Annotated in this window: 19 protein-coding genes and 8 tRNA genes; all 27 read left to right on the top strand. The window is 31.7% G+C overall.

The features are described from left to right. The first annotated feature begins 23 nt into the window (after positions 1–23). The 27 genes from ACNI28_RS04190 to ACNI28_RS04320 all read left to right on the top strand — a co-directional run bounded on the left by ACNI28_RS04190 (position 24) and on the right by ACNI28_RS04320 (position 23,614). Positions 24–386: an NADH-quinone oxidoreductase subunit A gene (locus ACNI28_RS04190; RefSeq protein WP_419765799.1), complete on the top strand. Its 363-nt coding sequence runs from the start codon at positions 24–26 to the stop codon at positions 384–386. Further along, the gene (locus ACNI28_RS04195; protein ID WP_419765801.1) at positions 377–892 is read left to right on the top strand and encodes an NADH-quinone oxidoreductase subunit B; all 516 of its coding nucleotides are present in this window, start codon (positions 377–379) and stop codon (positions 890–892) included. Before ACNI28_RS04190 ends, ACNI28_RS04195 begins: the two co-directional genes overlap by 10 nt. Continuing rightward, positions 885–2,519 carry an NADH-quinone oxidoreductase subunit D gene (locus ACNI28_RS04200; protein WP_419765803.1) on the top strand — a complete coding sequence of 545 codons (1,635 nt, stop codon included), beginning with the start codon at positions 885–887 and terminating at the stop codon, positions 2,517–2,519. The genes ACNI28_RS04195 and ACNI28_RS04200 overlap by 8 nt, the downstream gene beginning before the upstream one ends. Continuing rightward, positions 2,519–2,995, top strand: a complete 477-nt coding sequence (locus tag ACNI28_RS04205) for an NADH-quinone oxidoreductase subunit NuoE family protein (RefSeq protein WP_419765805.1) — start codon at positions 2,519–2,521, stop codon at positions 2,993–2,995. Before ACNI28_RS04200 ends, ACNI28_RS04205 begins: the two co-directional genes overlap by 1 nt. Positions 2,996–3,009: 14 nt before the next feature. Next, on the top strand, positions 3,010–4,272 hold the full coding sequence (gene nuoF / locus ACNI28_RS04210; protein ID WP_419766448.1) for an NADH-quinone oxidoreductase subunit NuoF: 1,263 nt from the start codon (positions 3,010–3,012) through the stop codon (positions 4,270–4,272). Positions 4,273–4,289: 17 nt separating this feature from the next. Continuing rightward, entirely contained in the window at positions 4,290–5,576 is a 1,287-nt protein-coding gene (locus ACNI28_RS04215; protein WP_419765807.1) for a citrate synthase, read from the top strand. 34 nt (positions 5,577–5,610) lie between these two features. Further along, positions 5,611–7,047 (top strand): NADH-quinone oxidoreductase subunit G, encoded by a 1,437-nt coding sequence (locus tag ACNI28_RS04220; protein ID WP_419765809.1) that lies wholly within the window; start codon positions 5,611–5,613, stop codon positions 7,045–7,047. Then, positions 7,044–8,327 carry a complex I subunit 1/NuoH family protein gene (locus ACNI28_RS04225; RefSeq protein ID WP_419765810.1) on the top strand — a complete coding sequence of 428 codons (1,284 nt, stop codon included), beginning with the start codon at positions 7,044–7,046 and terminating at the stop codon, positions 8,325–8,327. Before ACNI28_RS04220 ends, ACNI28_RS04225 begins: the two co-directional genes overlap by 4 nt. Position 8,328: 1 nt before the next feature. Next, entirely contained in the window at positions 8,329–8,841 is a 513-nt protein-coding gene (locus tag ACNI28_RS04230) for a NuoI/complex I 23 kDa subunit family protein (RefSeq protein ID WP_419765812.1), read from the top strand. Then, on the top strand, positions 8,834–9,349 hold the full coding sequence (locus ACNI28_RS04235) for an NADH-quinone oxidoreductase subunit J family protein (protein ID WP_419765814.1): 516 nt from the start codon (positions 8,834–8,836) through the stop codon (positions 9,347–9,349). The genes ACNI28_RS04230 and ACNI28_RS04235 overlap by 8 nt, the downstream gene beginning before the upstream one ends. Further along, positions 9,346–9,657 carry an NADH-quinone oxidoreductase subunit NuoK gene (nuoK, locus tag ACNI28_RS04240; RefSeq protein WP_298751233.1) on the top strand — a complete coding sequence of 104 codons (312 nt, stop codon included), beginning with the start codon at positions 9,346–9,348 and terminating at the stop codon, positions 9,655–9,657. Before ACNI28_RS04235 ends, nuoK begins: the two co-directional genes overlap by 4 nt. Further along, a complete protein-coding gene (gene nuoL / locus ACNI28_RS04245) occupies positions 9,657–11,546 on the top strand; it encodes an NADH-quinone oxidoreductase subunit L (RefSeq protein ID WP_419765816.1) in 1,890 nt (629 codons plus the stop codon). Before nuoK ends, nuoL begins: the two co-directional genes overlap by 1 nt. A 1-nt stretch (position 11,547) precedes the next feature. Continuing rightward, complete coding sequence (locus tag ACNI28_RS04250; protein WP_419765818.1) at positions 11,548–13,029, top strand: complex I subunit 4 family protein; 1,482 nt, start codon at positions 11,548–11,550, stop codon at positions 13,027–13,029. Continuing rightward, the gene (locus ACNI28_RS04255; RefSeq protein ID WP_419765820.1) at positions 13,029–14,531 is read left to right on the top strand and encodes an NADH-quinone oxidoreductase subunit N; all 1,503 of its coding nucleotides are present in this window, start codon (positions 13,029–13,031) and stop codon (positions 14,529–14,531) included. Before ACNI28_RS04250 ends, ACNI28_RS04255 begins: the two co-directional genes overlap by 1 nt. A 241-nt stretch (positions 14,532–14,772) precedes the next feature. Further along, positions 14,773–15,558 carry a fumarate reductase cytochrome b subunit gene (locus ACNI28_RS04260; RefSeq protein WP_419765822.1) on the top strand — a complete coding sequence of 262 codons (786 nt, stop codon included), beginning with the start codon at positions 14,773–14,775 and terminating at the stop codon, positions 15,556–15,558. Continuing rightward, complete coding sequence (locus ACNI28_RS04265; RefSeq protein WP_419765824.1) at positions 15,558–17,543, top strand: fumarate reductase flavoprotein subunit; 1,986 nt, start codon at positions 15,558–15,560, stop codon at positions 17,541–17,543. Before ACNI28_RS04260 ends, ACNI28_RS04265 begins: the two co-directional genes overlap by 1 nt. After that, complete coding sequence (locus ACNI28_RS04270) at positions 17,543–18,274, top strand: fumarate reductase iron-sulfur subunit (RefSeq protein WP_419765826.1); 732 nt, start codon at positions 17,543–17,545, stop codon at positions 18,272–18,274. Before ACNI28_RS04265 ends, ACNI28_RS04270 begins: the two co-directional genes overlap by 1 nt. 154 nt (positions 18,275–18,428) lie before the next feature. Further along, positions 18,429–20,765, top strand: coding sequence for a dynamin family protein (locus ACNI28_RS04275; RefSeq protein WP_419765827.1), 2,337 nt, complete (start codon positions 18,429–18,431; stop codon positions 20,763–20,765). Continuing rightward, positions 20,762–22,777, top strand: a complete 2,016-nt coding sequence (locus ACNI28_RS04280) for a dynamin family protein (RefSeq protein WP_419765829.1) — start codon at positions 20,762–20,764, stop codon at positions 22,775–22,777. Before ACNI28_RS04275 ends, ACNI28_RS04280 begins: the two co-directional genes overlap by 4 nt. 95 nt (positions 22,778–22,872) lie before the next feature. Further along, positions 22,873–22,947 (top strand) — tRNA-Gln (locus ACNI28_RS04285). Positions 22,948–22,961: 14 nt separating this feature from the next. Then, positions 22,962–23,048 (top strand) — tRNA-Leu (locus ACNI28_RS04290). A gap of 7 nt (positions 23,049–23,055) precedes the next feature. Next, positions 23,056–23,132, top strand: a tRNA-Gly gene (locus tag ACNI28_RS04295). Between the two features lie 13 nt (positions 23,133–23,145). Further along, positions 23,146–23,221: transfer RNA gene (locus ACNI28_RS04300), tRNA-Lys, on the top strand. A 17-nt stretch (positions 23,222–23,238) separates the two neighbouring features. Then, positions 23,239–23,315: transfer RNA gene (locus ACNI28_RS04305), tRNA-Met, on the top strand. A 14-nt stretch (positions 23,316–23,329) separates the two neighbouring features. Continuing rightward, positions 23,330–23,406: transfer RNA gene (locus tag ACNI28_RS04310), tRNA-Met, on the top strand. A gap of 12 nt (positions 23,407–23,418) precedes the next feature. Next, positions 23,419–23,495 (top strand) — tRNA-Thr (locus ACNI28_RS04315). Between the two features lie 30 nt (positions 23,496–23,525). After that, positions 23,526–23,614: transfer RNA gene (locus ACNI28_RS04320), tRNA-Ser, on the top strand. Positions 23,615–23,638 lie beyond the last annotated feature (24 nt).

The following is a 23,638-nucleotide window of genomic DNA, read 5'->3' on the forward strand; positions in this document are numbered from 1 at the left end:
TATTATTATGAAATGGATTAAGCATGTCAAATGAACTATTATTGTCAGCAACAATTTTTATTGTAATAGGTATTGTAGTTGTATCAATATTTATACTTTCAAAATTTGTTGGACCTCAAAACAAAGAGGGTAAATCAAAAAATACCGTTTATGAATCTGGGGTAAGTAACCCAGTTGGTGGAACTAAACTTAGGTTTAGTATCAAATTCTATTTAGTAGCAATTTTATTTGTACTATTTGATGTCGAGATAATTTTCATGTTTCCATGGGCTGTAAATATTAGAGAGTTAGGGTTCTTAGGACTATTTGAAATGTTTATGTTTATGGGATTGTTATTTGCAGGTTTGATTTACATCTATAAGAAAAAGGCATTATCATGGGACTAGGAGCAGAATCAATATTAGGTGATTCAATAATCACAACAAGACTTGACAAAGCAGTTAACTGGGCAAGATCATATTCCTTATGGCCTATGGTATTTGGTACAGCATGTTGTGGGATTGAGTTTATGTCAGTTGCAGCAGCAAAATATGATGTATCAAGATTTGGGGCAGAGGTTGTAAGGTTTTCTCCAAGACAAGCTGACTTGCTAATTGTTGCAGGTACTATTACATATAAACAAGCACCTGTATTAAAAAAGATTTATGATCAAATGTGTGAGCCTAAATGGGTTATATCAATGGGAGCATGTGCAAGTTCTGGTGGTTTTTATGATAACTACACAACTTTACAAGGAATTGATGCAATTATTCCTGTTGATGAATATGTTTCAGGTTGTCCGCCAAGACCTGAAGCTGTACTAGATGCAATTATGAATATACAGAAAAAAGCTCAAAATGAATCTATTATTGTAGATAGAGTAAAAGAGTTCAAAGGAATCCTTGATGCTTAAACCAGATATGTTAATTTCACAAAATGAGATTAAGTCAACTATCAAAAAACTAAAAGATGAGGAAGGGTATAATTTGCTTCTTGATATCACAGCAATTGATTACTTAAAATATCCAGATGTAACTCCTTCAAGATTTGCTCTTATCTATATATTAAGAGATAAAACTTTCAAAAAACAACTTGTTATAAAAGCATATGTTGCTGATGACAACTTAAATGTAGATACTTTAAGTGATTTATATGAAGCTGCAAATTGGGCTGAGCGAGAAACTTTTGACCAATATGGAATTAACTTCATTGGTCATCCAAATATGAAAAGAGTTTTAAATCATCATCAATTTGTTGGATATCCATTAAGAAAAGATTACAATATTACTGATGGACAAATTTGTACTGAAACTGAGGATTTAATGGATGAAATGATTCCTTTACTTAAATCAAAAGGTCATAGTGAGACAAGTTTAGAAGAACTTATGTTATTAAATGTTGGTCCTTCTCACCCTGCATCTCATGGTACAATTAGAAACTTTGTTGCAATGGAAGGTGAAACGATCACTGCCTGTGTAACTGAGATAGGTTACTTACATAGAGGTTTTGAGAAAGCCTGTGAAACACATACTTATTCTCAAGCTATTCCATATACAGACAGACTTAATTACTGTTCAGCAATTTTAAATAATGTTGGATATGCAAAAGCAGTTGAAGATATGTTAGGCATAGATATTACACCAAGAGCAAAAATGATAAGAATTGTAATTGGGGAATTAAGTAGAATAACTGACCACCTTGTTTGTAATGCAGCAAATATGGTTGATATGGGTGGTTTAACAAACTATTGGTATCTTTTTGCTCCAAGAGACAAAGCTTATGATATTTTATCAAAACTTACAGGTGCTAGATTAACTAACACTTATACAAGAATTGGTGGTTTAGAATTTGATTTATATGATGGTTTTGAAGCTGACTTAAATGAAGTTTTAAGAGATGTAGAAAAAGCAATTGATGATGCTTTATCATTAGTTGAAAGAAATAGAATATTCCAAGATAGAACACAAGATGTTGGTGTTATAAATGCAGAATTTGCTTTAAGTGCTGGAATTACAGGTCCAAACTTAAGAGCAGCAGGTGTTCCTTTTGATTTAAGAAAAGACAAACCTTATTACGGTTATGAAAACTTTGATTTTGATGTTGTAGTTGGTTCTCATGGTGATGTTTATGATAGATTTATGTGTAGATTTGAAGAGATGAAACAATCTATTAGAATCATTGAACAAGCTATGAAAGAGATGCCAGATGGTCCTATTAATGTTGGAGCCCCAGGAATATTTTTACCTGCAAAAAAAGATGTTTATGGAAATATCGAAGGTTTAATGAATCAATTTAAACTTACTTTTGAAGGTATTAAAGTTCCAAAAGGTGAATACTATGGATTTACTGAAGGTGGAAATGGTGAGTTAGGTTTCCATATTACAAGTGATGGAACAGGTACACCTTATAAAGTAAAATGTAGACCACCTAGTTTCTATGCACTTGCAGCATATTCAAAAATCGTAGAAAATTCAATGTTAGCTGATGCAGTTATTACAATGGCATCAATGAACTTTATTGCAGGGGAGTTTGATAGATAATGGCAAAATTTCAATATACAAAAGAAAATGAAGAAAAGTTCCAAGAAACAGCTAAAAAATATCCAAAAATTGATGCAATGATGCTACCAGCATTGTGGTTAGTTCAAGAACAAGAGGGATGGGTTAGTCCTGAAGCTATGATTTTTGTAGCTGATAAAATAGGTAAACAACCTATTGAAGTTTATGAGTTTGCAACATTTTATACAATGTTTAATCTAAAGCCAATTGGAACATATCATATAGAGTTATGTAAAACATTATCATGTATGGTAATGGGAGCAAATAACCTTAAAAAGTTTATCAAAGATACATTAGGAATCGAACCAGGACAAACAAGTGCTGATGGTAAATTTCACTTAAGTGAAGTTGAGTGTCAAGGAGCTTGTGGTGGTGCTCCAATGATTGCATTAAATCACACTTACCATGAAAACTTAACTGTTGACAAACTTAAAAAAATCATTGAGGAGTGTAAATAATGGCTGCGAATGATATGATTGTAAAAATAGTAAGTAAGAACTTTGACCTTCCTAATTCACATAAGTTAGAAGTTGCATTAAAAAATGGAAGATATTCATCTATAGACAAACTTTTTACTATGAAACCAGAAGATGTTACAGAAGAAGTTTGCAAATCAGGATTAAGAGGAAAAGGTGGTGGAGGTGCAGCTTGTGGACCTAAATGGAAACTTATGCCTCCAGTTGATGAAAGACCAAGATACTTAATTTGTAATGGTGATGAATCAGAACCAGGAACTTTTAAAGATAGACAAATTTTTCAATATGACCCGCATCTTTTAATCGAGGGAATTATTTGTTCATGTTATGCAATTGGTGCACATGATGCATACATCTATATTAGAGGCGAATATAAATTCTTTATTGATCAACTAAATAATGCAATAGATGAAGCCTATGAAGCTGGAATTATTGGACCTAAAGTTATGAATAAATATGACTTTAGAGTTAATATCACAGTTCACAGAGGTGGTGGAGCATATATTTGTGGTGAAAAGTCTGCACTTATAGAATCAATTGAAGGTAAAAGAGGCCACCCAAGACTTAAACCACACGGTAAAGAGTGTGAATGGTTCTATGATATGCCAGCAACTGTAAACAATGTTGAAACAATTGCATCAGTTCCAAATATCGTTGAAAATGGTTATGAATCATATACAAAATATGGAACAGAGAAAGCTCCAGGAACTATGCTATTTGCAATGAGTGGTCCTGTTAAAAACCCTGGTGTTTATGAGTTACAATATGGTTGTAAAATGACTGAAGTAATTGAAAAAATCGGTGGTGGAATGCAAGATGGGCTTAAATTAAAAGCTGTTATCCCTGGAGGAGCATCTTGTCCAATTTTAACGGCTGAGGAAGTTGAAAAAGCTTATTTAGATTATGAATCTATGTGGGATATTGGTTCAACTTTAGGAACTGGTGGAATGATGATTATTCCAGAAGGTGTCTCTATGGTTGATGTGGCAAAAAATTTAATTGAATTTTATCACCATGAATCTTGTGGTCAATGTACACCATGTAGAGAAGGTACAGGTTGGATTGATAAGATTTTAAGAGATTTATTAGAAGGCCTTGGTAAACAAGAAGATTTAAATACTATTTTGGATGTTTGTGAAACTATGAACGGTAAAACTGTTTGTGTATTTGCACCAGCTGTAAAAGATATTATTAAAAGTATTGTTCAAAAATACAGACATGAATTTGTTGAATTAATTGAAAAAACAAGTGTAAATTAAAAATATAAGGAGAGAATATGGCGAAGAATACATTTACATTAACAGATAATAGAAATGGTAACACTTATGAATATAATGTTATGGATGGTACGAGAGGACCTAGCGTAGTTGATATTAGATCATTTTACAAAGATACAGGAATGTTTACGTATGACCCTGGATATACATCAACTGCATCTTGTGATTCTAAAATTACTTTCATTGATGGTGAAAATTCTGAGTTAAGATATAGAGGTTATGATATAGCCGATTTAGCTGGAAAACACTCTTTTATGGATGTATCTTATCTTCTTATGAGAGGTCAATTACCAACTGAACAAGCTTCAAAAAACTTTGATTTAGAAATTAGACACAGATCATTTTTAAATGAAGGTATTATTAGATTATTTGATGCCCTTCCAGATGGTGCTCACCCAATGGCAACAATGGGAGCTGCGACAATGGCTCTAGCTGCATTTTATAAAGATCACTTACATTTAGAAGATGAAGAACAATTCAAAATGATGAGAAGAAGAATCTTAGCAAAAATGCCTACTATTGCTGCAATGGCATATAGAAATTCTATTGGTACACCACTTATTTATCCAGATGTAGATAAATACTTCACAGAAAACTTCTTATATATGTTAAGAGCATATCCTGGTGGAAAAATGAAAAACCTTGGAAATGGCAAAAGTGATGAAATTAGACAAGTTGAAGTTGATGCTTTAGATGCAATCTTCACTTTACATGCTGATCATGAGCAAAATGCTTCTACAACAACTGTTAGAAATGTTGGTTCAACAGAAGCTCACCCTTATGTTGCAATCGCTTCTGGTATTTCTGCATTATGGGGAAGTGCACACGGTGGTGCAAATGAAAAAGTAATGGATCAATTAAGAATGATTGGTGATGTTAAAAATGTACCTTCATATATTGCTAAAGCAAAAGATAAAAATGATCCATTTAGATTGATGGGATTTGGGCACAGAGTTTATAAAAATAGAGATCCAAGAGCTGAAGCATTAAAAGGATTACAAGATAAATTAAGAGAAGAGTTAAATCTTGATTCTAAATTACTTGATATCGCAGCAGCAGTTGAAGAGGCAGCATTAAGTGATGATTACTTTAAACAAAGAGGGTTATATCCAAATATTGACTTCTATTCAGGGGTAATTTTAACAGCACTTAGAATACCAATTGCAATGTTTACACCAATATTTGTTATTGGTAGAACTCCAGGATGGTTAGCACAATGGTCAGAATTAAAACAAGACCCAACGGCTAAAATTGCTAGACCAAGACAGTTATATACTGGAAAATAATTAAGACAATAAACTATGAAGAGGATTTATTAAAATGAGCGAAATGGTAAAACTGATAATCAATGATCAGGAGATGGAGGCAGAAAAGGGAAGTCTCTTAATTGATAAATTATTAGATGAAGAAATTCATATTCCTCATTTTTGCTATCACAAAGCATTGGGGAAAGATGGAAACTGTAGAATGTGTATGGTTGAAATCGCTGGACAAAAGAGACCTCAAATTGCCTGTGATACTCCTGTAAAAGAGGGTATGCAAGTTAGTACAACAAGTGACAATATTATGGCTGTAAGAAAAGACATTTTAGAATTACAGCTTGTAAATCACCCAATTGACTGTCCTACCTGTGATCAAGCTGGAGAGTGTAAACTACAAGATTTTTATATGGAATCAGGCTTTTATGAATCTAGAGTAAATGTTGAAGAAAAAAATCATGCTAGAAAAAGAGAAGATTTAGGTGCTAATGTAATGTTAGACCAAGAGAGATGTGTTCTTTGTACTAGATGTGTTAGATTTTGTTCAGATATAGTTGGAACAAATGAACTAGGAGTTATAAGTAGAGCCGATCATTCAGTTATTGGTACTTTCCCAGGACGTCCTTTAAGTAATCCATATGCAATGAATGTAGTTGATTTATGTCCTGTTGGTGCTTTAACTTCAAAAGATTTTAGATTTAAACAAAGAGTTTGGTTTATGGAGTCATTTAATGCTATTTGTAATGGCTGTTCAAAGGGTTGTAATATCTTTGTTGACCATAGAAAAGAAAAGTATGAAGATGATAAAATATTTAGATTTAGACCAAGAAATAATGCAGAAGTAAATGGTTATTTCATGTGTGATTATGGTAGATTATCTTATAAAAATGAAGAAGAAAATAGATTTGAAACAGCTTTAGTTAACAAAAAAGAAGATACTACAAGTAATGCAATTGCTTCTTTATATACAGAAGTTTCAAAAAATAACAATGCACTATTTTTGGTAGGACCAAACCTATGTTTAGAAGAGATGCAAAACATAAAAGCTTTTGCAAGTGCTGCTAAAGCAAATGTTTCTGGATACTCGCCTCAATATATAGATGAAACATTTGGTGATGACTATCTAAAGAAAAATGATAAAAGTGCAAATAGAGCCTCTTTTAAAGAAGTAAATATAGATGAAGACGAAGCTTCATTTAAAAACTATTTTGATGCAGCATCTTTAGTAGTAGTATTTGATAATAACTATTTTGATGACAACTTAGATTTATTATCAGGTAAAAAAGTTATCTCATGTTTTTCAAACAACGCAAAAACTATTGAAAAATCTGATGTTGCAATTCCAACTGCCTCTTTTTATGAGAAGAGTGGTACTTATATAAATGTAGATGGAATAAAACAAAAAGTTGCCTCAGGAATAAATAGAGATAAGCAAGCAAAAACAATATCATCAATAGTTGAAACTATAAAAAGTATGATTGAAAAAGGAAATATATGAATACAGCATCAATAGTTGTTATTATAGTAAATATTCTTTTAGCTGTAGTACTAGCAGTTGGTCTTACGCCAGTTTTTGTGTGGTGGGAAAGAAGAATAGCTGGATTTATTCAAGATAGATCAGGTCCAAATAGATGTCATATTGGACCAATGAGATTAGGTGGTTTAATCCAAAGTATTGCAGATATGCTAAAACTTGTATTTAAAGAAGACTTTACTCCAGGGCATATTAAATATAAATTTATGTTTACTATTGCTCCTTCAATAGTATTTGTATGTTACTTCCTAACATTTGCAGTTATTCCTTTTGCGGACAATGTTGTAATAGATGGACAATCTTATGCAATGCAAGCCTTACCAATGCAACTAGGTATTATGTGGTTTTTAGCATATGCAGGTTTATCTGTATATGGAGTTATCTTAGGTGGTTATGCTTCAGGGAGTAAATATGGTCTTTTAGGTGCAATTAGAGCTTCAGCTCAAGTTATCTCTTATGAAGCTTCAATGGCATTAGCACTTATATCTATGTTATTAACTTATGGTTCAATTCATTTAAATGAGATTGTACATTTTCAAGGTGGAACTTTCTTTGGAATAATTCCTTCATGGGGTGTGCTTATGCAACCTCTTGCAGCTGTTATTTTTATAGTTTGTGTTTTTGCAGAGACAAATAGAACTCCTTTTGATATTGCAGAAGGTGAATCAGAAATTGTTGCAGGTTATCATACAGAATACAGTGCAATGAGATTTGGTCTTTTTCAAGTATCAGAATTCGCAGCAATGGCAGGGGCATCTGCTATTATTGTTACACTATTCTTTGGTGGATATCAAATCCCTTGGTTAGATACGCAAACACTAAAAGCAAATATTGACATTGTCATTATTGTACTTATGGCTTTATTACCTATTAAGATTTATATTTTTACTAAATGGATTAAAAAGAATAATGACTGGGCTGATAAAAGTGATTCAAGATCAAAAGAAACAGGTATTTTAGTAAAAGCTTTTTGGACTATATGTATAATTTCATTTTTAGCTTTAGGAGCCCTGTTAGCTACAGGTTTAGGAGAAAATGGCTCAAGTATTGCAGTTGCTGTAATTCAAGTAGTAACTTTCTTAGTAAAATTTCTGATGATGGTATTTGTGTTTATGTGGGTTAGATGGACTTTATTAAGATTTAGATATGACCAACTACAAATGCTAGGTTGGAAAATTTTACTACCACTATCACTATTAAATATTGTTATAACTGCTTCAGTTATAGTATTGACAGGAATGTAAAATGGGTATTAAAATAATAAAAAGACAAGGTCAAACTTTTAAAGATAAGCTTTTTCTGCCAGCTATTATGGGTGGTATGAAAACAACTTTTGGGCACTTTACAAAAAATTTAAAAGATGTATCAAAGCTGAAAACAATTCAGTATCCAGAAGAACAGCCAACAGATGTAGCTACAAATGAGAGATACAGAGGGGTTCATAGACTTACAAAATGGGAAGATGAATCAGAAAAATGTGTTGCATGTTATATGTGTGCAACTGCATGCCCTGCTGAGTGTATCTTTATTGATGCAGAAGAGAGATTTGATGGAAAAGCAGAAAAACGACCAAAAGAGTTTAAGATAGACCTTTTAGAGTGTGTATATTGTGGATACTGTGTTGAAGCTTGTCCATGTGATGCAATTAGAATGGATACTGGTATTTTTAGCTTTACAGGAAGTTCAAGAGATGAATTTTTAGTAGATAAAAAATACTTAATGAATAACGAAAGAGCAAAGGATTTATCAGATGATTGATATTTTATTTATTGGTTTGAGTTTTATGGCAATAGCAGGTGGAGTTACAATGCTAACACATAAACAACCTATGTATGCAGCACTTGGATTATTAATCTCAATTTTAGCAGTATCTGGTCTATTTGCACTACTAAGTGCAACTTTCCTTTTCATGGTGCAAATAATAGTTTATGCAGGTGCAATTATGACACTTCTACTATTTATACTTATGTTTCTTAATATTGATGAACATGATATGCCTCATGAGCCTAAAAAGTACAAAAATATTATCATAGGTGCAGTAGTTATATTACCTCTTAATATAGTAATTTTGAAAGCTGTTTCTGCCCTACCCCAAAGAGATATGGGAATAATAGAGACTAATTTTGGTGGCATAAAAGAAGTTGGTATGCTTTTATACCAAAACTGGTTAATCTCATTTGAATTAATTTCAATACTACTTTTAGTTGCATTGGTTGGTGCAGTTGTATTAGCTAAGAAAAAAAAACCTAGAGGAACCCAATCATGATATCACTAACATCATATGCATTTGTTTCAATGATGCTTTTTTCAATTGGTGCAATTGGAGTAGTTGCAAGAAGAAATATTTTTGTAATTTATATGTCAATTGAATTAATGTTAAATGGAATAAATCTATTTTTAGTTACTTTTGCAAGATACCATTTCAATATGGATCCTCAAGTAATTACAGTAATGGTTATAGCAATTGCTGCAGCAGAAGCTGCTATTTTCTTATCAGTAATAATTCTTTTATTTAGAACAAAAAAATCATTAGATACTGATTTATTTACAGCACTAAAACAAGGAGAAAAATAATGCATACAGATCTTTTAGTATGGATAATATTAGCTCCATTATTAGGTGCTATATTAAATGGTGGATTTTATTTCTACAATATTAAAAAAAGAGCCTTACCACAAAGACTATTTTCTTTAACTGGGACAATAGCTCCTATTATTGGTTTTATCTTTACCTTAATTATCTTTTTAGATATGGTTAAACATGGAACTATTTACCACCAAAATATCTTCACTTGGTTAGAAGTTGACCAGTTAACAATTGAGATGAAATTATTAGGTGATAACTTATCTATTTTCATGGCTATGTTTGTTACTTTTGTTGGTTCTTTAATTCATATTTATGCTGTTGGTTATATGCATAAAGATGAAGGTTTTGGTAAATTCTTCGCTTACTTCAATCTATTTTTAGCATCAATGTTGATTTTAGTTTTAGCTGATAATCCAATTATTTTATTTATTGGATGGGAAGGTGTTGGAGTTTGTTCATACCTATTAATTAAGTTTTATTATGGTGATAAAGAAAACGTTCTTGCAGCAAATAAAGCATTTATTGTAAATAGAGTTGGGGATTTTGGTTTTATCTTAGGTGTTATAACACTATTTTTTGCAATTGGACAAGGAAATTTATCTTTTGGATCAATTGAAGCAAACTTAGATAATGCCTCTACTGAGTTACTTATCCTTTCTGGTTTCTTATTATTTGTTGGAGCTATGGGTAAATCAGCACAGATTCCATTATATACATGGCTTCCAGATGCGATGGCAGGACCAACGCCAATTTCAGCACTTATTCATGCAGCTACAATGGTAACAGCTGGTGTTTATATGGTTGCAAGATTTCATTTCCTTTATGAAGATATCGAAGGTATTGGTACATTTATTGCTTATATTGGTGCATTTTCAGCACTTCTAGCTGCTATTATTGCAACTCAACAACAAGATATTAAGAAAATACTTGCATACTCTACAATGTCACAATTGGGATATATGTTTATAGGTGTTGGTTTAGGTTTTTATTCAACTGGACTATTCCACGTATTTACACATGCTTTCTTTAAGGCAATGCTGTTCATGGCGGCTGGTGGTATGATTATGGCACTACATCATGAGCAAAATATCTTTAAGATGGCACAACATAGAGTTAGCACTCCTATTATTGGTTTTTGTATGTTAGTTGGTGTTATTGCAATTTCTGGTATTCCTCCATTTTCTGGATTCTTTTCAAAAGATGCAATTCTAGGTGCAGCTTTTCATGAAGGTCAATATATTATTTGGGGAATTGGAATGTTTACAGCATTCTTAACAGCATTTTATATGTTTAGAATGTATTTTATTCTTTTTGTTGCTCCAAATAATAATAAAAAAACAGAGTATGTTTATACATCAAAAACAATTACACTACCACTTTTAATTTTATCAGTTGGTGCAATCGCTGCAGGTTTTTTAAACCTACCAGGAGCATTGGGTGGTCATCATATGGTTGATACTTGGTTGGCTCAACTTAACTCAAAAGAGTTACATATGAGTCATACAACAGAATATGTACTAATGGCATTATCAGTTATTATTGCAGCATCAGGAATAGGAGCAGCTTATAACAAGTATGCACACTTTGATGTTTCAAAACCTGAAAGTGAAGAAGGACTTATTGCCAATAAATTCTATGTTGATGAATTTTATGACAAAGTTTTTGTTCAGTCAGTTAAAAAATTATCAACTTTTATTGATAAAGTTGTAGATGAAAAAATCATTGATAACTTCATCATGGGAAGTTGTAACCAATTTATCAACTTTGGTAAAGTAGTTGGAAGACTTCAAAATGCAAATGTAAGATTCTATGGTCTATTCATGCTTGTTGGTATGAGTGCAATCTTCATTTATTTATTTATTTCGTTAGGATTGTAGTATGAGTGCAGAAAGTTTATCATTTATTATATTTTTACCAGCAGTTGTTGCCTTTGGTTTGATGATTACATCATCAAATGTTGAATCAGTTAGAAATATCGCATTTTTAACTACTACAGTTATTTTAGCTTTAGTATTAAAAATCTATATTAATTTTGAACCAAGTTCAGGTATGCAGTTTATTACAAATGTTCCTTGGATTGAAACATATGGTATTAATTACTATATTGGTGTTGATGGGTTCTCTTTAACTATTTTGATGCTTATTGCTATTTTAATTCCTACTTCTTATCTTTTATTATGGGAAGGTAGAACAAAAGGTTATTGGATAAATATGCTACTTGTGCAAACAGGTGTAACAGGTGCATTATTATCTTTAGATGTAATTCTTTTCTACTTCTTCTGGGAAGTTATGCTATTACCAGTATTTTTAATGATTGGTATTAATGGTTTTGGAGATAAAGTATTTACAACTATAAAAGTTACTATTTATACAATGGCAGGTTCATTATTGATGTTCTTAGGTATCTTATACCTTGGTGTTACATTTTTTAATGAGTTTGGTTTTTGGTCTTTTCAATATACAGACTTTACAAAAATCACAACTTTGTCATATAATGAACAAGTATATCTATTCTTATCATTTGTTATTGCTTTTGGTATAAAAATTCCAATTTTCCCACTACATACGTGGATTATGGATACATATAAAAATGCTCCTACTGGTGCAGTTTTCTTATTATCTTCTATCATGGCAAAACTTGGGGTTTATGCAATCGTTAGATTTATGATTCCAATTTTTCCAGAGATTTATATAGAGTATTCAACTTGGTTCGTATTTATTGGACTATTTGGTTTAATCTATTTTGGAATTGCTGCACTTATGCAAGATGATATTAAAAGAATGTTTGCCTACTCGTCAGCATCTCACTTAAGTTTTATAGCTGCAGGTATCTTTTCATTAAACTCTTATGGTATTAATGGGGCTTTATATTTAATTATTGCCCATGCAATAGCAACAGGTGCTCTATTTTTACTTGTTGGTGTTATGCATGACGAATCAAAATTTAAAACTATATCAGATTTAGGTGGAATAGCAAAAAAAGCTCCAATATTTACCTTTATTTTTGCAATTATGTTATTTGCAAATGTTGGATTACCAGGAACAAATGGATTCGTTTCTGAGTTATTAATTATTTTTGGAATTTATGAATTTAATCATACCTTAGGTTATATTTCTGCACTTACTGTAATTATTGGTGCTTCATATATGCTATGGATGTTCCAAAGAGCTATTTTACAAGATAGACAAGGTGAACAAAGAACTATGAGAGATCTTAAAATAAAAGAGATTATTGGTTTAACACCATGGGTTATCTTAGTATTTTTAATGGGTGTTTACCCAGAACCATTCATTGATAAGTTTGAGCCAACAGTAACTCACTTTTTAAATGACATATTAAAGATTGGAGCGATGAAATAATGACTGAATTCTTATATCTAGTACCACATATAACAGTACTTATAGGTGCTCTTGTATTAATGTTTATGAGTATGTATGAGAAGTTTACAATTAAACATTTCATTACTACTACATCTATATTTTTAATTATAGCATTAGGTTTTGCTATTTCTGACTTTGGGGATTTACACTCAGCTAAACCTTATAATGATATATTTAACAATGCCTTAGTATTTGATACTTACGCAAACTTTTTTGGTGTATTATTAATTTCGGGAACACTTTTAATTGTTTTAATTGGTGAACATTATTTTTATGAACACTCATACTTTAAAGGTGAATTTTTCTCTATATTATTGTTTGCTCTATTTGGTATGATGTTACTTGCAAATGCAAATGAACTAATTACTGCATATATTGCCTTAGAGATTGCATCATTTGCTGTATATATCCTAGTTGGATTTCACAGTGAAGATGGTAAAAGAGTTGAAGCGATTTTTAAATACTTAGTTTTAGGTTCATTTATTGGTGCATTTTTCCTATTAGGAGCTGTACTAATTTATGGTGTAAGTGGAACTACAAACTTAAATGACATTGCTACATACATAACAACTCATAGTGGAAGTGATTTAAATCTAATCTATATTGGTTTAACTCTATTATTATTTACATTCCTATTTAAAATTGCAGCATTCCCATTCCAATCTTGGGTTTTAGATGTATATAGAGGTGCGCCTATGCTAGTTACTGCATATATGGCATCTACTTTTAAAATAGCAATTTTTTCACTATTTTTAAGAGCATTTTTACAAACATTCTCAACAATCCAAAACTTCTGGGATCCAATTTTATATGTTCTAATTATCTTTACACTTGCATATGGTACATGGATTGCGATTACTCAAAAAATCATAAAAAGAATGCTTGCTGCATCTTCAATTGTTCATACTGGTTATATCTTATTAGCATTTATAGCTTTAGGACAAAATATTGATAGTGCTTATGCTATTATGTTCTACCTAATTTCGTACCTTTTAACTGCAATTGGTGCATTTGGACTTATATCTCATATTATCTCTGAAACAAAAGTTAGAGTTACATATGAAGACTTCAAAGGTTTAGCACATGAAAGACCTTTTTTAGCAGCAGCAATGACAATATTTTTATTCTCACTTGCAGGTATTCCTTCAACAATAGGATTTATTGGTAAGTTTTATGTATTTACTGAAGCTATCAATGCAGGCTATGCAACGTTAACAATTCTTGCAATTATAGCAACAATCATTTCTGTTTATTACTACTTTAGATTAATAGCAATGATGTACTTCTATCCAACAAATGCTGCTTGTGCAACTGAAGGATTTAATGACAAAAGAATTTCAACATATGTTGTAGCACTTTTAGCTGCTTTAGTTGTATGGGGTGGTATTGGTTCAGCAGTTGTATTTTTCTTCCCTGCACCAAATATTGATGCAATTATTGATGTTTCTAAACTAGCAATAGAATCACTGTTTCTAAAGTAAACACTACTAAAATATTTGTTACTATCTAGTTTAACAAATATTTTACACTACCACTTTTTTAAAAGCCCACATTGTGGGCTTTTTTTATTGACATGTACATTTTTTGTACAGTTCAAGGACATTATTTATACATCAATTTTATATATACTTCAAGATTATCTTAGATATAATATTACGATGTTTTCAAGAGAATATTTAGTTCTAAATATTAACCAATTAAATCAAACAGAAAGGATGTCAAATGAGTGACCTAATAGAAGGTTATTTAGGAAAGACTGTAGAGGGGAAAAAAAGTAGAGTTCCAGCAAAACTTGATTATATTCAAAGTGCAACTGGATTATTTCTAGCACTTTTTATGTGGGGGCACATGTTTATGGTGTCTTCAATTTTAGTTAGCAAAGATTTTATGTATTCAGTTACAAAGTTCTTTGAAGCTAGTTTTATATTTGATGGAGGAAATCCATTATTAGTTTCTATTTTAGCATTTGTAATTTTTGTAATATTTATTGTACATGCTGCTATGGGTATGAGAAAGTTACCTGGAAATTTTAAACAATATCAAGTAATGAAAGCTCATGCAGATAACATGGGACATGAAGATACTAAATTATGGTTTATTCAAGCATTCACAGGTTTTGCTATGTTCTTCTTAGGTTCAATACATATCTATATTATTATGACACATTCAGATGCAATTGGTCCATATGCAAGTTCTGATAGAGTTTGGTCTGAGTGGATGTGGCCACTATATATTCTTTTATTATTAGCTGTTGAATTCCATGGAACAATTGGATTATACAGACTAGCTGTTAAATGGGGTTGGTTTGACGGTAAAGACCATAAAGCTTCAAGAAAAAGATTAAAAACATATAAAAAAGCTTTAACTTATTTCTTTTTGATTTTAGGTTTTGCAACTTTAGCTGCTTATATGAAAATTGGTATGGAACACGCAGATAAAGCAGGTGAAAGATATACACCAACAGCAAAAGTTATGGAATATAAAATAAATAATGGGAGAGTGGCATAATGAAAATTAATTATTGTGATGCATTAGTTATTGGTGGAGGATTAGCAGGTCTTAGAGCTGCAGTTGCTGCACAAAAAAAAGGCTTAAGTACAGTAGTTTTATCACTAGTTCCAGTTAAAAGATCTCACAGTGCTGCTGCACAAGGTGGTATGCAAGCATCTTTAGGAAACTCTAAAATGTCAGATGGTGATAATGAAGATTTACACTTTGCTGATACTGTAAAAGGTTCGGATTGGGGATGTGACCAAGAAGTTGCAAGAATGTTCGTACATACTGCACCAAAAGCTATTAGAGAATTAGCTGGTTGGGGTGTACCTTGGACTAGAGTGCGAGAAGGTTCAAGAGAAGCAGTTATCAATGCTAAAAAAACAACTATTACTGAAGACTCAGATAGACATGGATTAATTACATCAAGAGACTTTGGTGGAACTAAAAAATGGAGAACATGTTATACTGCAGATGCAACAGGACATACTATGTTATTTGGTGTTGCAAATGAAGCATTGAAGCATGAAGTTGACATTAGGGATAGAAAAGAAGCTTTATCACTTATTCATGAAGATGGAAGATGTTATGGAGCAATCGTTAGAGATCTAATTTCTGGTGAATTAGAAGCTTATGTTGCAAAAGGTACATGTATAGCAACTGGTGGATATGGAAGAGTATTTAAACAAACTACAAATGCTGTAATTTGTGAAGGTATTGGAGCTGCTATTGCACTTGAAACTGGAGTTGCAACTCTAGGAAATATGGAAGCTGTACAATTTCACCCAACTCCAATTGTACCATCTGGGATTTTATTAACAGAAGGTTGTAGAGGTGATGGTGGAATCTTAAGAGATGTTGATGGTCACAGATTTATGCCAGACTATGAGCCTGAGAAAAAAGAACTTGCTTCAAGAGACGTTGTTTCAAGAAGAATGATTGAACATATTAGAAACGGAAAAGGTGTTCCTTCTCCTTATGGTGATCATATTTGGTTAGATATCTCTATTCTTGGTCGTGAACATATTGAGAAAAACTTAAGAGATGTACAAGAAATTTGTCAAATCTTTAATGGTATTGATCCAGCTGATGAAGGTCCAAAAGGTTGGGCACCAGTTCTTCCTATGCAACATTATTCAATGGGTGGAATTAGAACAAAACCAACTGGTGAGTCTCAAAACTTAAATGGTTTATTTGCTTGTGGTGAAGCAGCATGTTGGGATATGCATGGTTTTAATAGACTTGGAGGAAACTCAGTTTCTGAAACAGTTGTTGCTGGTATGATTATTGGTAACTACTTTGCTGATTACTGTTTAGCAAATGATGTAACAATTCCAACTGCAACAGTTCAAAAAGCACTTGATAAACAAGACAAATACTTAGATGAAATTTTAGAATACGAAGGTACTGAAGATATCTTTAAAATCAAAAATAGAATGCAAAATCTAATGGATCAAAAAGTAGGTATCTTTAGAGATGGTACAGGATTAGCAGAAGCTGTTGATGAATTAGAAGAGTTACTTAAGAAAACAAAACAAATCAATGTAAAATCTAAAGAAAGAGTTGGAAACCCAGAGTTAGAAGAAGCTTATAGAGTTCCAAGAATGCTTAAAGTTGCACTTTGTGTTGCTAAGGGTGGACGTGAGCGAACAGAATCTAGAGGTGCTCACTATAGAGAAGATTACCTTAAAAGAGATGATGCAAACTGGTTGAACAGAACATTGACTTCTTGGCCAAGTGATGATGATACACAGCCAACTATAACATATGAAGACTTAGATATTATGACTATGGAAATGCCTCCAGCATTTAGAGGTTATGGTGCTAAGGGTATGATTATAGAGCATGAATTATCTGCAAAAAGACAAGCAGAAGTTGATGAATTAACTGAAAAGATGCAAGCTGAAGGTAAAGATAGGCATGAGATTCAAGATGCACTTATGTCATTTGATTTACCAATGAACTATAAAGAGAAAAATGAAAGAGCAGGAGATAAATAATGAGTAACCAAAAAGGTAGAGAAGTTACTATTAAAGTACTTAAATTTAATCCAAGAAGTAAAATTTCTAAGCCTCATTATGTAGAGTACAAATTAGAAGAGACACCAGGTATGACTCTTTTTATTGCACTAATGAAAATTAGAGAAGAATATGATGCAGATTTATCTTTTGACTTCGTATGTAGAGCTGGTATTTGTGGATCTTGTGGAATGGTTGTTAATGGTAAACCTGCACTTGCGTGTAGAACATTAATTGCTAATTATCCAGAAGGAACTATAACATTACTTCCAATGCCTGCATTTGAACTTATCAAAGATTTATCGGTTAATACTGGTAAATGGATGGATGCTATGTCTACTAGAGTTGAATCATGGATTCATACTAACCACAAACCAGACATTGCAAAAATCGAAGAAAAAATCGATCCAGATGTTGCAGATGAAACATTTGAATTAGACAGATGTATTGAGTGTGGGATTTGTGTTGCTTCTTGTGGAACAATGCTTATGAGACCAGACTTTGTCGGTCCTGTTGGATTAAATAGAATTGCAAGATTTGAAGTTGACCCACATGACAATAGAACTGCTGAAGATTTTTATGAATTAGTTGGTGATGATAACGGTATCTTTGGTTGTATGTCTTTATTGGCATGTGAAGATCATTGTCCAAAACATTTACCATTACAAAATAAAATTGCATATTTACGAAGAAGATTAGTAGCATTAAAATAATTATACAAGAGAGTTTTTCTCTTGTATAAACAAAAAATATAAAAAGTTAATTACCCAATGGGTAATTAACTTTTTATATTTTAGGGATATTTTAAATTAGTTTAATATTTTAAATTAGTTTTTAGGTGTACAAAAAACCCTTGTAGGAGAATAAATGTCACTAGTCAACGATTACTTTTTACTATATCATGGAAAACATTGTGAACAAAAAACCACCTTTGGAACAGAACACTATAAAAATAGAGATGAGTTTTTTGAAATAGCAGCTTTAGTTTTAGCACCAACAAGAAAAAACTATGAAAAATATATATCCTTAGAGAGTTTTAAAAAGTTAATTACAAATATCACAAACAAAGAAGTGAAAAGTTTAGATGACCTTAACCAACTCCAATTTTGTTTAATTGATTCCATAGAAAAAGATACTACAAACTGTCAAATTGAAAAATTGCATGAAAGTCTAGAATACCTTAAAAATGAACATATTTTAGAATCATCAAATTTTAATAAATTGATTTCTCTTTTTGATCCAAATGAACTAGGACTTTGCGATGAAGAGTCAAAAGAAGAGACAATCCAAATAGATGAATCAAAATCATTTAAAGAGTTAAAAGTTGATTTTGAAGAGTTACTTCAAGAGTTACAAACTATTTTTAAATCACAAGAGTACAAAGAAGAGTTATCAAATACGAAAGAGTACCTAGAAAATCAAAAATTCTCTATAGGAATTACAGGTGTTATGAATGCCGGTAAATCAACAATGCTAAATGCTCTTATGGGAGAAGAGATTCTTGGAAGTGCTGTTGTACCAGAAACTGCAAACTTAACGATTGTAAAGCATGGTATTCCTCAAGCAAAAGTATTTTACTGGAATAAACAAGAATGGAATAGAATCGAACAAGCTTCTAATCAATTGGACTCAATAAAAGAGTTTATAAAAGAGACTAAAAAAGTATTTGGAAATGATTTAGAAAAATATATACAAGAAGACTCATACAATGAAAAAGTTGATATTAAAAACCTTGCAACTTACACTTCAGCAGAAGCTAGTGGTAAAAAGTGCAATTTAGTAAAATATGTAGAACTAAAATCTGATTTAAAATTCCTAGAAGATGGAATAGAGATAGTTGATACCCCAGGACTAGATGACCCTGTTATACAAAGGGAAGAGATAACAAAAGAGTACTTAAGCCAATGTGATTTAATGATTCATTTGATGAATGTATCTCAAAGTGCTACTTTAAAAGATGTAGAGTTCATCATAGATGCCCTTCTTTATCAAAACGTAACTAAACTACTAATAGTAATTACAAGAGCAGATACTGTTTCAAAAGAGCAGTTAGAAGAAGTAATTAACTACACAAAATCTTCAATTGAAGCTCAATTAAAAGCTCAAAACAAAGATAGTCAACTTGACTTTATTCTTAGAAATATAAAGTTCATACCAATCTCTGGGAAAATGGCACTTTTACATAGAACAGGAAAAGAAAAAGAAGCCCTTGATGCAGGATTCAAAATAGAAGATACTGGTATTTTAGAGATTGAAGATTATTTAAGTGAGACTTTGTTTGGAAAAAGTTCTTCAAAAACTGATTTAATAATAAAAGGTGTAAAAACACAACTTAGAAAAACCATAGAAAAAGAGATAAAATCTTTCAACTATGATTTGATTTTATTAAGTAAATCAAAAGAGGAATTAGAAGCTGATTTAAAAGAGTTTGCGAAGAAGAAATCTACAAATGAATCTATATTTGAAGCTATGGAAGAAGATATTGCTGTTTATAAAAATGATGCAAAAAGTTATATTCTTACCCTAGAAACATTTTTAGAAAATGAGCTATTAGACTTACAAGGAATAATTAAACAAAGAGTTTTCTCAGATGTAAAATACTCTTTTGAAAAAACAAAAAAACGTCCAGAATCAAAAAGAATCAAAGCTATTGTTGAAACTGCAATAAAAGATGGTATTGTTGATGTAATTAGAGATTATAGATATAAATTTATCAAAAAGTCACAAAGTATTGGGGAAGTTTTTGGACAAAAATACCAAGAAATGGGATTTTCTATAGGACATAAAAATGAGAGCTTTGATGCAAGAGGATTCTTTCAAAATGACTTTAAAAAAGGTTTTTTAACCTCTTCAAATGAAGTTTTAATAAATAAAATCATAAATGAAGTTGCAAAAAGTAAGGAAAATAAACTACAAGAATTAGATAGAAATATCCAAGAATACATAAAAGATGAGTTTAATCCAATAGAAAAAAACATAAAACAAAAAGCAGAAAATGTCTCTAAATTATTAATAGATAACTTCTTTAAGCAAATTTCAGAGCCATTAAAAGTCTTTGAGAGAAAACTAATAAAAGATGAAAAGACATTACAAAATAGAATCTCAACTTTTGAAGAAAATGATTCTAAAAAAGATGAATTAACAATAGAAATTCACAAAAAAGTTAAAAAACTTGAATCTATAAACAAGGAACTTAAATCATGAGTATCTTAAATAGTTTTGTAAAAGAGTATGCTGATAAATTCTTCGAAAAAGAAGAGGTTTTTGAAACTGGCTTAGTTGGTGATATAAAAAAAGTAAGATCAAGACTTATGGATGACAAATTTTTACCATCTTTTCAACTAAAATCAATATTGGATAAACAACTAAGACGGGCAAGATACCCTATGGAAGTGGCAATTACGGGACAGTTTTCTTCTGGGAAATCAACATTCTTAAATGCCCTACTCTCTAAAAATATTTTGCCAACAGGCATTACTCCTGTGACTTCAAAAGTAAATTTTCTAAATTATGGTGAAGAGTATAAACTTAAAATCACTTACTACTCAGGGGCTCAAGAGTTTGCTCCTATTGATGCAATCTCTGATTTTACAGATCAGCGAAAAGATGATATGAAAGATATCAAATATCTTACACTTTATGCTCCAATGGACATACTAAAAGATATCTCTTTTGTAGATACTCCAGGTCTTAATTCTCAAAGTCAAAGTGATACAGATACTACAAGAAAAGTTTTAAGAGATGTTGGTGGTATTATCTGGCTAACACTAATAGATAACGCAGGAAAACAATCAGAAGCAGAAGTTTTAGAAGAGTATATGGAACAGTTTAAAAATAAATCCCTTTGTGTACTTAATCAAAAAGATAAATTTACACAAGAACAAATTGAAACAACAACAAATTATGTAAAAAAGAAGTTCTCTAAATATTTCTCACAAGTAACTCCAATCTCTGCTAAAATGGCGCTAGAATCAAGAGCTCATCATAAAGATGTACTTATTCAAGATGAGTATGAAAAGTTTATTTCTGAGTTTAAAAGTGACTTGAAAGACAATGATGTTGAATCATTAGAATTCTTTGAAAATAAATTCAAAGAGTACAAAAACAGACTATCAGAAATAAACCATGAAGATTCTAAAGATAATACAAAGCTACTTGATGAATCAAATATTCAATTAGTAATTGATTTTATAAACAATACCATAAGACCACAAGCCTTAGAATCAAAAGAGTTTGCTATAAAAAGAGACCTTTTAGGTATCTGTGATATTTTGGTAAGTGAATATCAAAATATACTTGGTGTGTATGATAGTCTTGTAGAGATACTCAGCTCATCTGAGAGTGAAATATTAAATGCCTTAGATGCAATACATAAAAAATACTCAAAAGAGTTATTTAATATCTACAACTCACTTGAAACTATTATGGAAAAAATGGCCCATGAAACATATAAAAATATTAAAACTGTAAAAACACATAGATATGAAAATAAATCTGGTTTTTTAAATAAAGAAAATTATGCAAAAATAGAATACAACACTTATTGGATAGATAGTGATAATGTTTATAAAAATCTGTTTTATGATGACCAAACTATAGATAAGATGTTTAAAAAGTCTATTAAAAACCTAAAACAAATAGAACTAAATGCTGATGAATCTTTTAGAGACGTTTATAGAATCATAAAAAGCAATGTTCATAGATGGCAAGAGCCATATGAACTAATTAAGAAAAATAGAGATGTTGCTTCAGATGCAGAGTTTTCTACAACTAGACACTTTGCTGCAAAAGTTTATGAAAATGTCTTAATCTCTTACCATAGAGCCATCTTAGAAAACATCTCAGCATTAAGAAAGAAGTTTGCATACTTTAATGGAGCACTTTCATATAGCTATATCCAAACAACACAAGCAACTATTGCTCATTTTGAACAACAAATTGCAGAATCAGTACTTTTATATGAAAAAGAGCCAACAAAATTCTCTGTATACCATCCAAGAGAAGATGAGATTCTTACTAAATTAAAGGCAAACTTTGGATTTGAAAAAATTGAAGACTTTTTAACATCAAAAAGAAACTACTTATTTAAGATTATCAAATATTCAAAAGAGCAATATTTAGAGATAAATAAACAAAGAATTGAATTTGTTGAGTCAAAAAAAGGTGAATATATAAGCAAAATAGAAGATTTAAAAGAGATAAAAGAGGAAATTTAAGAGATTTAGACTTAAATTTTGTAATTTAGATAAGTTTAAGCAAAATACTATTGACAATATAGAGTTTTTTTTATATTATTTCAGTCCATTTTGATTGGGGTATCGCCAAGCGGTAAGGCCTCGGCTTTTGGTGCCGATATTCGCAGGTTCGAATCCTGCTACCCCATCCATTATGTTTTTATGTGCGAGTGTGGCGGAATAGGTAGACGCGTGGGACTTAAAATCCCATTCCGGTTTCGGAGTGTGAGTTCGATTCTCACCATTCGCACCATAAAAGAGCGGGAGTAGCTCAGTTGGCTAGAGCTTCTGCCTTCCAAGCAGATTGTCGCGAGTTCGAGTCTCGTCTCCCGCTCCACTTTTTATGTAATGACCTGTTAGCTCAGCTGGTAGAGCATCTCCCTTTTAAGGAGGTGGCCAATGGTTCGAATCCATTACGGGTCACCATTACATTTATTTTATACCGCGGAATAGAGCAGTCCGGTAGCTCGTCGGGCTCATAACCCGAAGGTCGTAGGTTCAAATCCTGCTTCCGCAACCAAAATTAGCCATAGTGTCAAGGTAGCTCAGCTGGCTAGAGCGCTGGTCTCATAAGCCGGAGGTCGGGAGTTCAAGTCTCCCTCTTGACACCATTTCTAACACACGCTGGTGTAGCTCAGTTGGCTAGAGCAGCTGATTTGTAATCAGCAGGTCGGGGGTTCAACTCCCTTCACCAGCTCCATTTTATAAATTAAACACTAATAACAAATATAGAGAGTTGCCAGAGTTGGTCGAATGGACCGGTTTTGAAAACCGGCGAGGTTCACGCCTCCGAGGGTTCGAATCCCTTGCTCTCTGCCACTATCCCTACTTTATGATTATTTA

This window comes from Arcobacter denitrificans (SeqCode), assembly GCF_048571185.1.
GTDB classification, from domain to species: Bacteria; Campylobacterota; Campylobacteria; order Campylobacterales; family Arcobacteraceae; genus Arcobacter; species Arcobacter denitrificans.

Coding starts and splice junctions, on each gene's coding strand:
- ACNI28_RS04265 (WP_419765824.1), top strand. CDS start 15,558: ATGAAAATTAATTATTGTGATGCATTAGTTATTGGTGGAGGATTAGCA.
- ACNI28_RS04275 (WP_419765827.1), top strand. CDS start 18,429: ATGTCACTAGTCAACGATTACTTTTTACTATATCATGGAAAACATTGT.
- ACNI28_RS04190 (WP_419765799.1), top strand. CDS start 24: ATGTCAAATGAACTATTATTGTCAGCAACAATTTTTATTGTAATAGGT.
- ACNI28_RS04230 (WP_419765812.1), top strand. CDS start 8,329: ATGGGTATTAAAATAATAAAAAGACAAGGTCAAACTTTTAAAGATAAG.
- ACNI28_RS04195 (WP_419765801.1), top strand. CDS start 377: ATGGGACTAGGAGCAGAATCAATATTAGGTGATTCAATAATCACAACA.
- nuoK (WP_298751233.1), top strand. CDS start 9,346: ATGATATCACTAACATCATATGCATTTGTTTCAATGATGCTTTTTTCA.
- ACNI28_RS04255 (WP_419765820.1), top strand. CDS start 13,029: ATGACTGAATTCTTATATCTAGTACCACATATAACAGTACTTATAGGT.
- ACNI28_RS04270 (WP_419765826.1), top strand. CDS start 17,543: ATGAGTAACCAAAAAGGTAGAGAAGTTACTATTAAAGTACTTAAATTT.
- ACNI28_RS04235 (WP_419765814.1), top strand. CDS start 8,834: ATGATTGATATTTTATTTATTGGTTTGAGTTTTATGGCAATAGCAGGT.
- ACNI28_RS04220 (WP_419765809.1), top strand. CDS start 5,611: ATGAGCGAAATGGTAAAACTGATAATCAATGATCAGGAGATGGAGGCA.
- nuoL (WP_419765816.1), top strand. CDS start 9,657: ATGCATACAGATCTTTTAGTATGGATAATATTAGCTCCATTATTAGGT.
- ACNI28_RS04225 (WP_419765810.1), top strand. CDS start 7,044: ATGAATACAGCATCAATAGTTGTTATTATAGTAAATATTCTTTTAGCT.
- ACNI28_RS04205 (WP_419765805.1), top strand. CDS start 2,519: ATGGCAAAATTTCAATATACAAAAGAAAATGAAGAAAAGTTCCAAGAA.
- ACNI28_RS04250 (WP_419765818.1), top strand. CDS start 11,548: ATGAGTGCAGAAAGTTTATCATTTATTATATTTTTACCAGCAGTTGTT.
- ACNI28_RS04280 (WP_419765829.1), top strand. CDS start 20,762: ATGAGTATCTTAAATAGTTTTGTAAAAGAGTATGCTGATAAATTCTTC.
- nuoF (WP_419766448.1), top strand. CDS start 3,010: ATGATTGTAAAAATAGTAAGTAAGAACTTTGACCTTCCTAATTCACAT.
- ACNI28_RS04200 (WP_419765803.1), top strand. CDS start 885: ATGCTTAAACCAGATATGTTAATTTCACAAAATGAGATTAAGTCAACT.
- ACNI28_RS04260 (WP_419765822.1), top strand. CDS start 14,773: ATGAGTGACCTAATAGAAGGTTATTTAGGAAAGACTGTAGAGGGGAAA.
- ACNI28_RS04215 (WP_419765807.1), top strand. CDS start 4,290: ATGGCGAAGAATACATTTACATTAACAGATAATAGAAATGGTAACACT.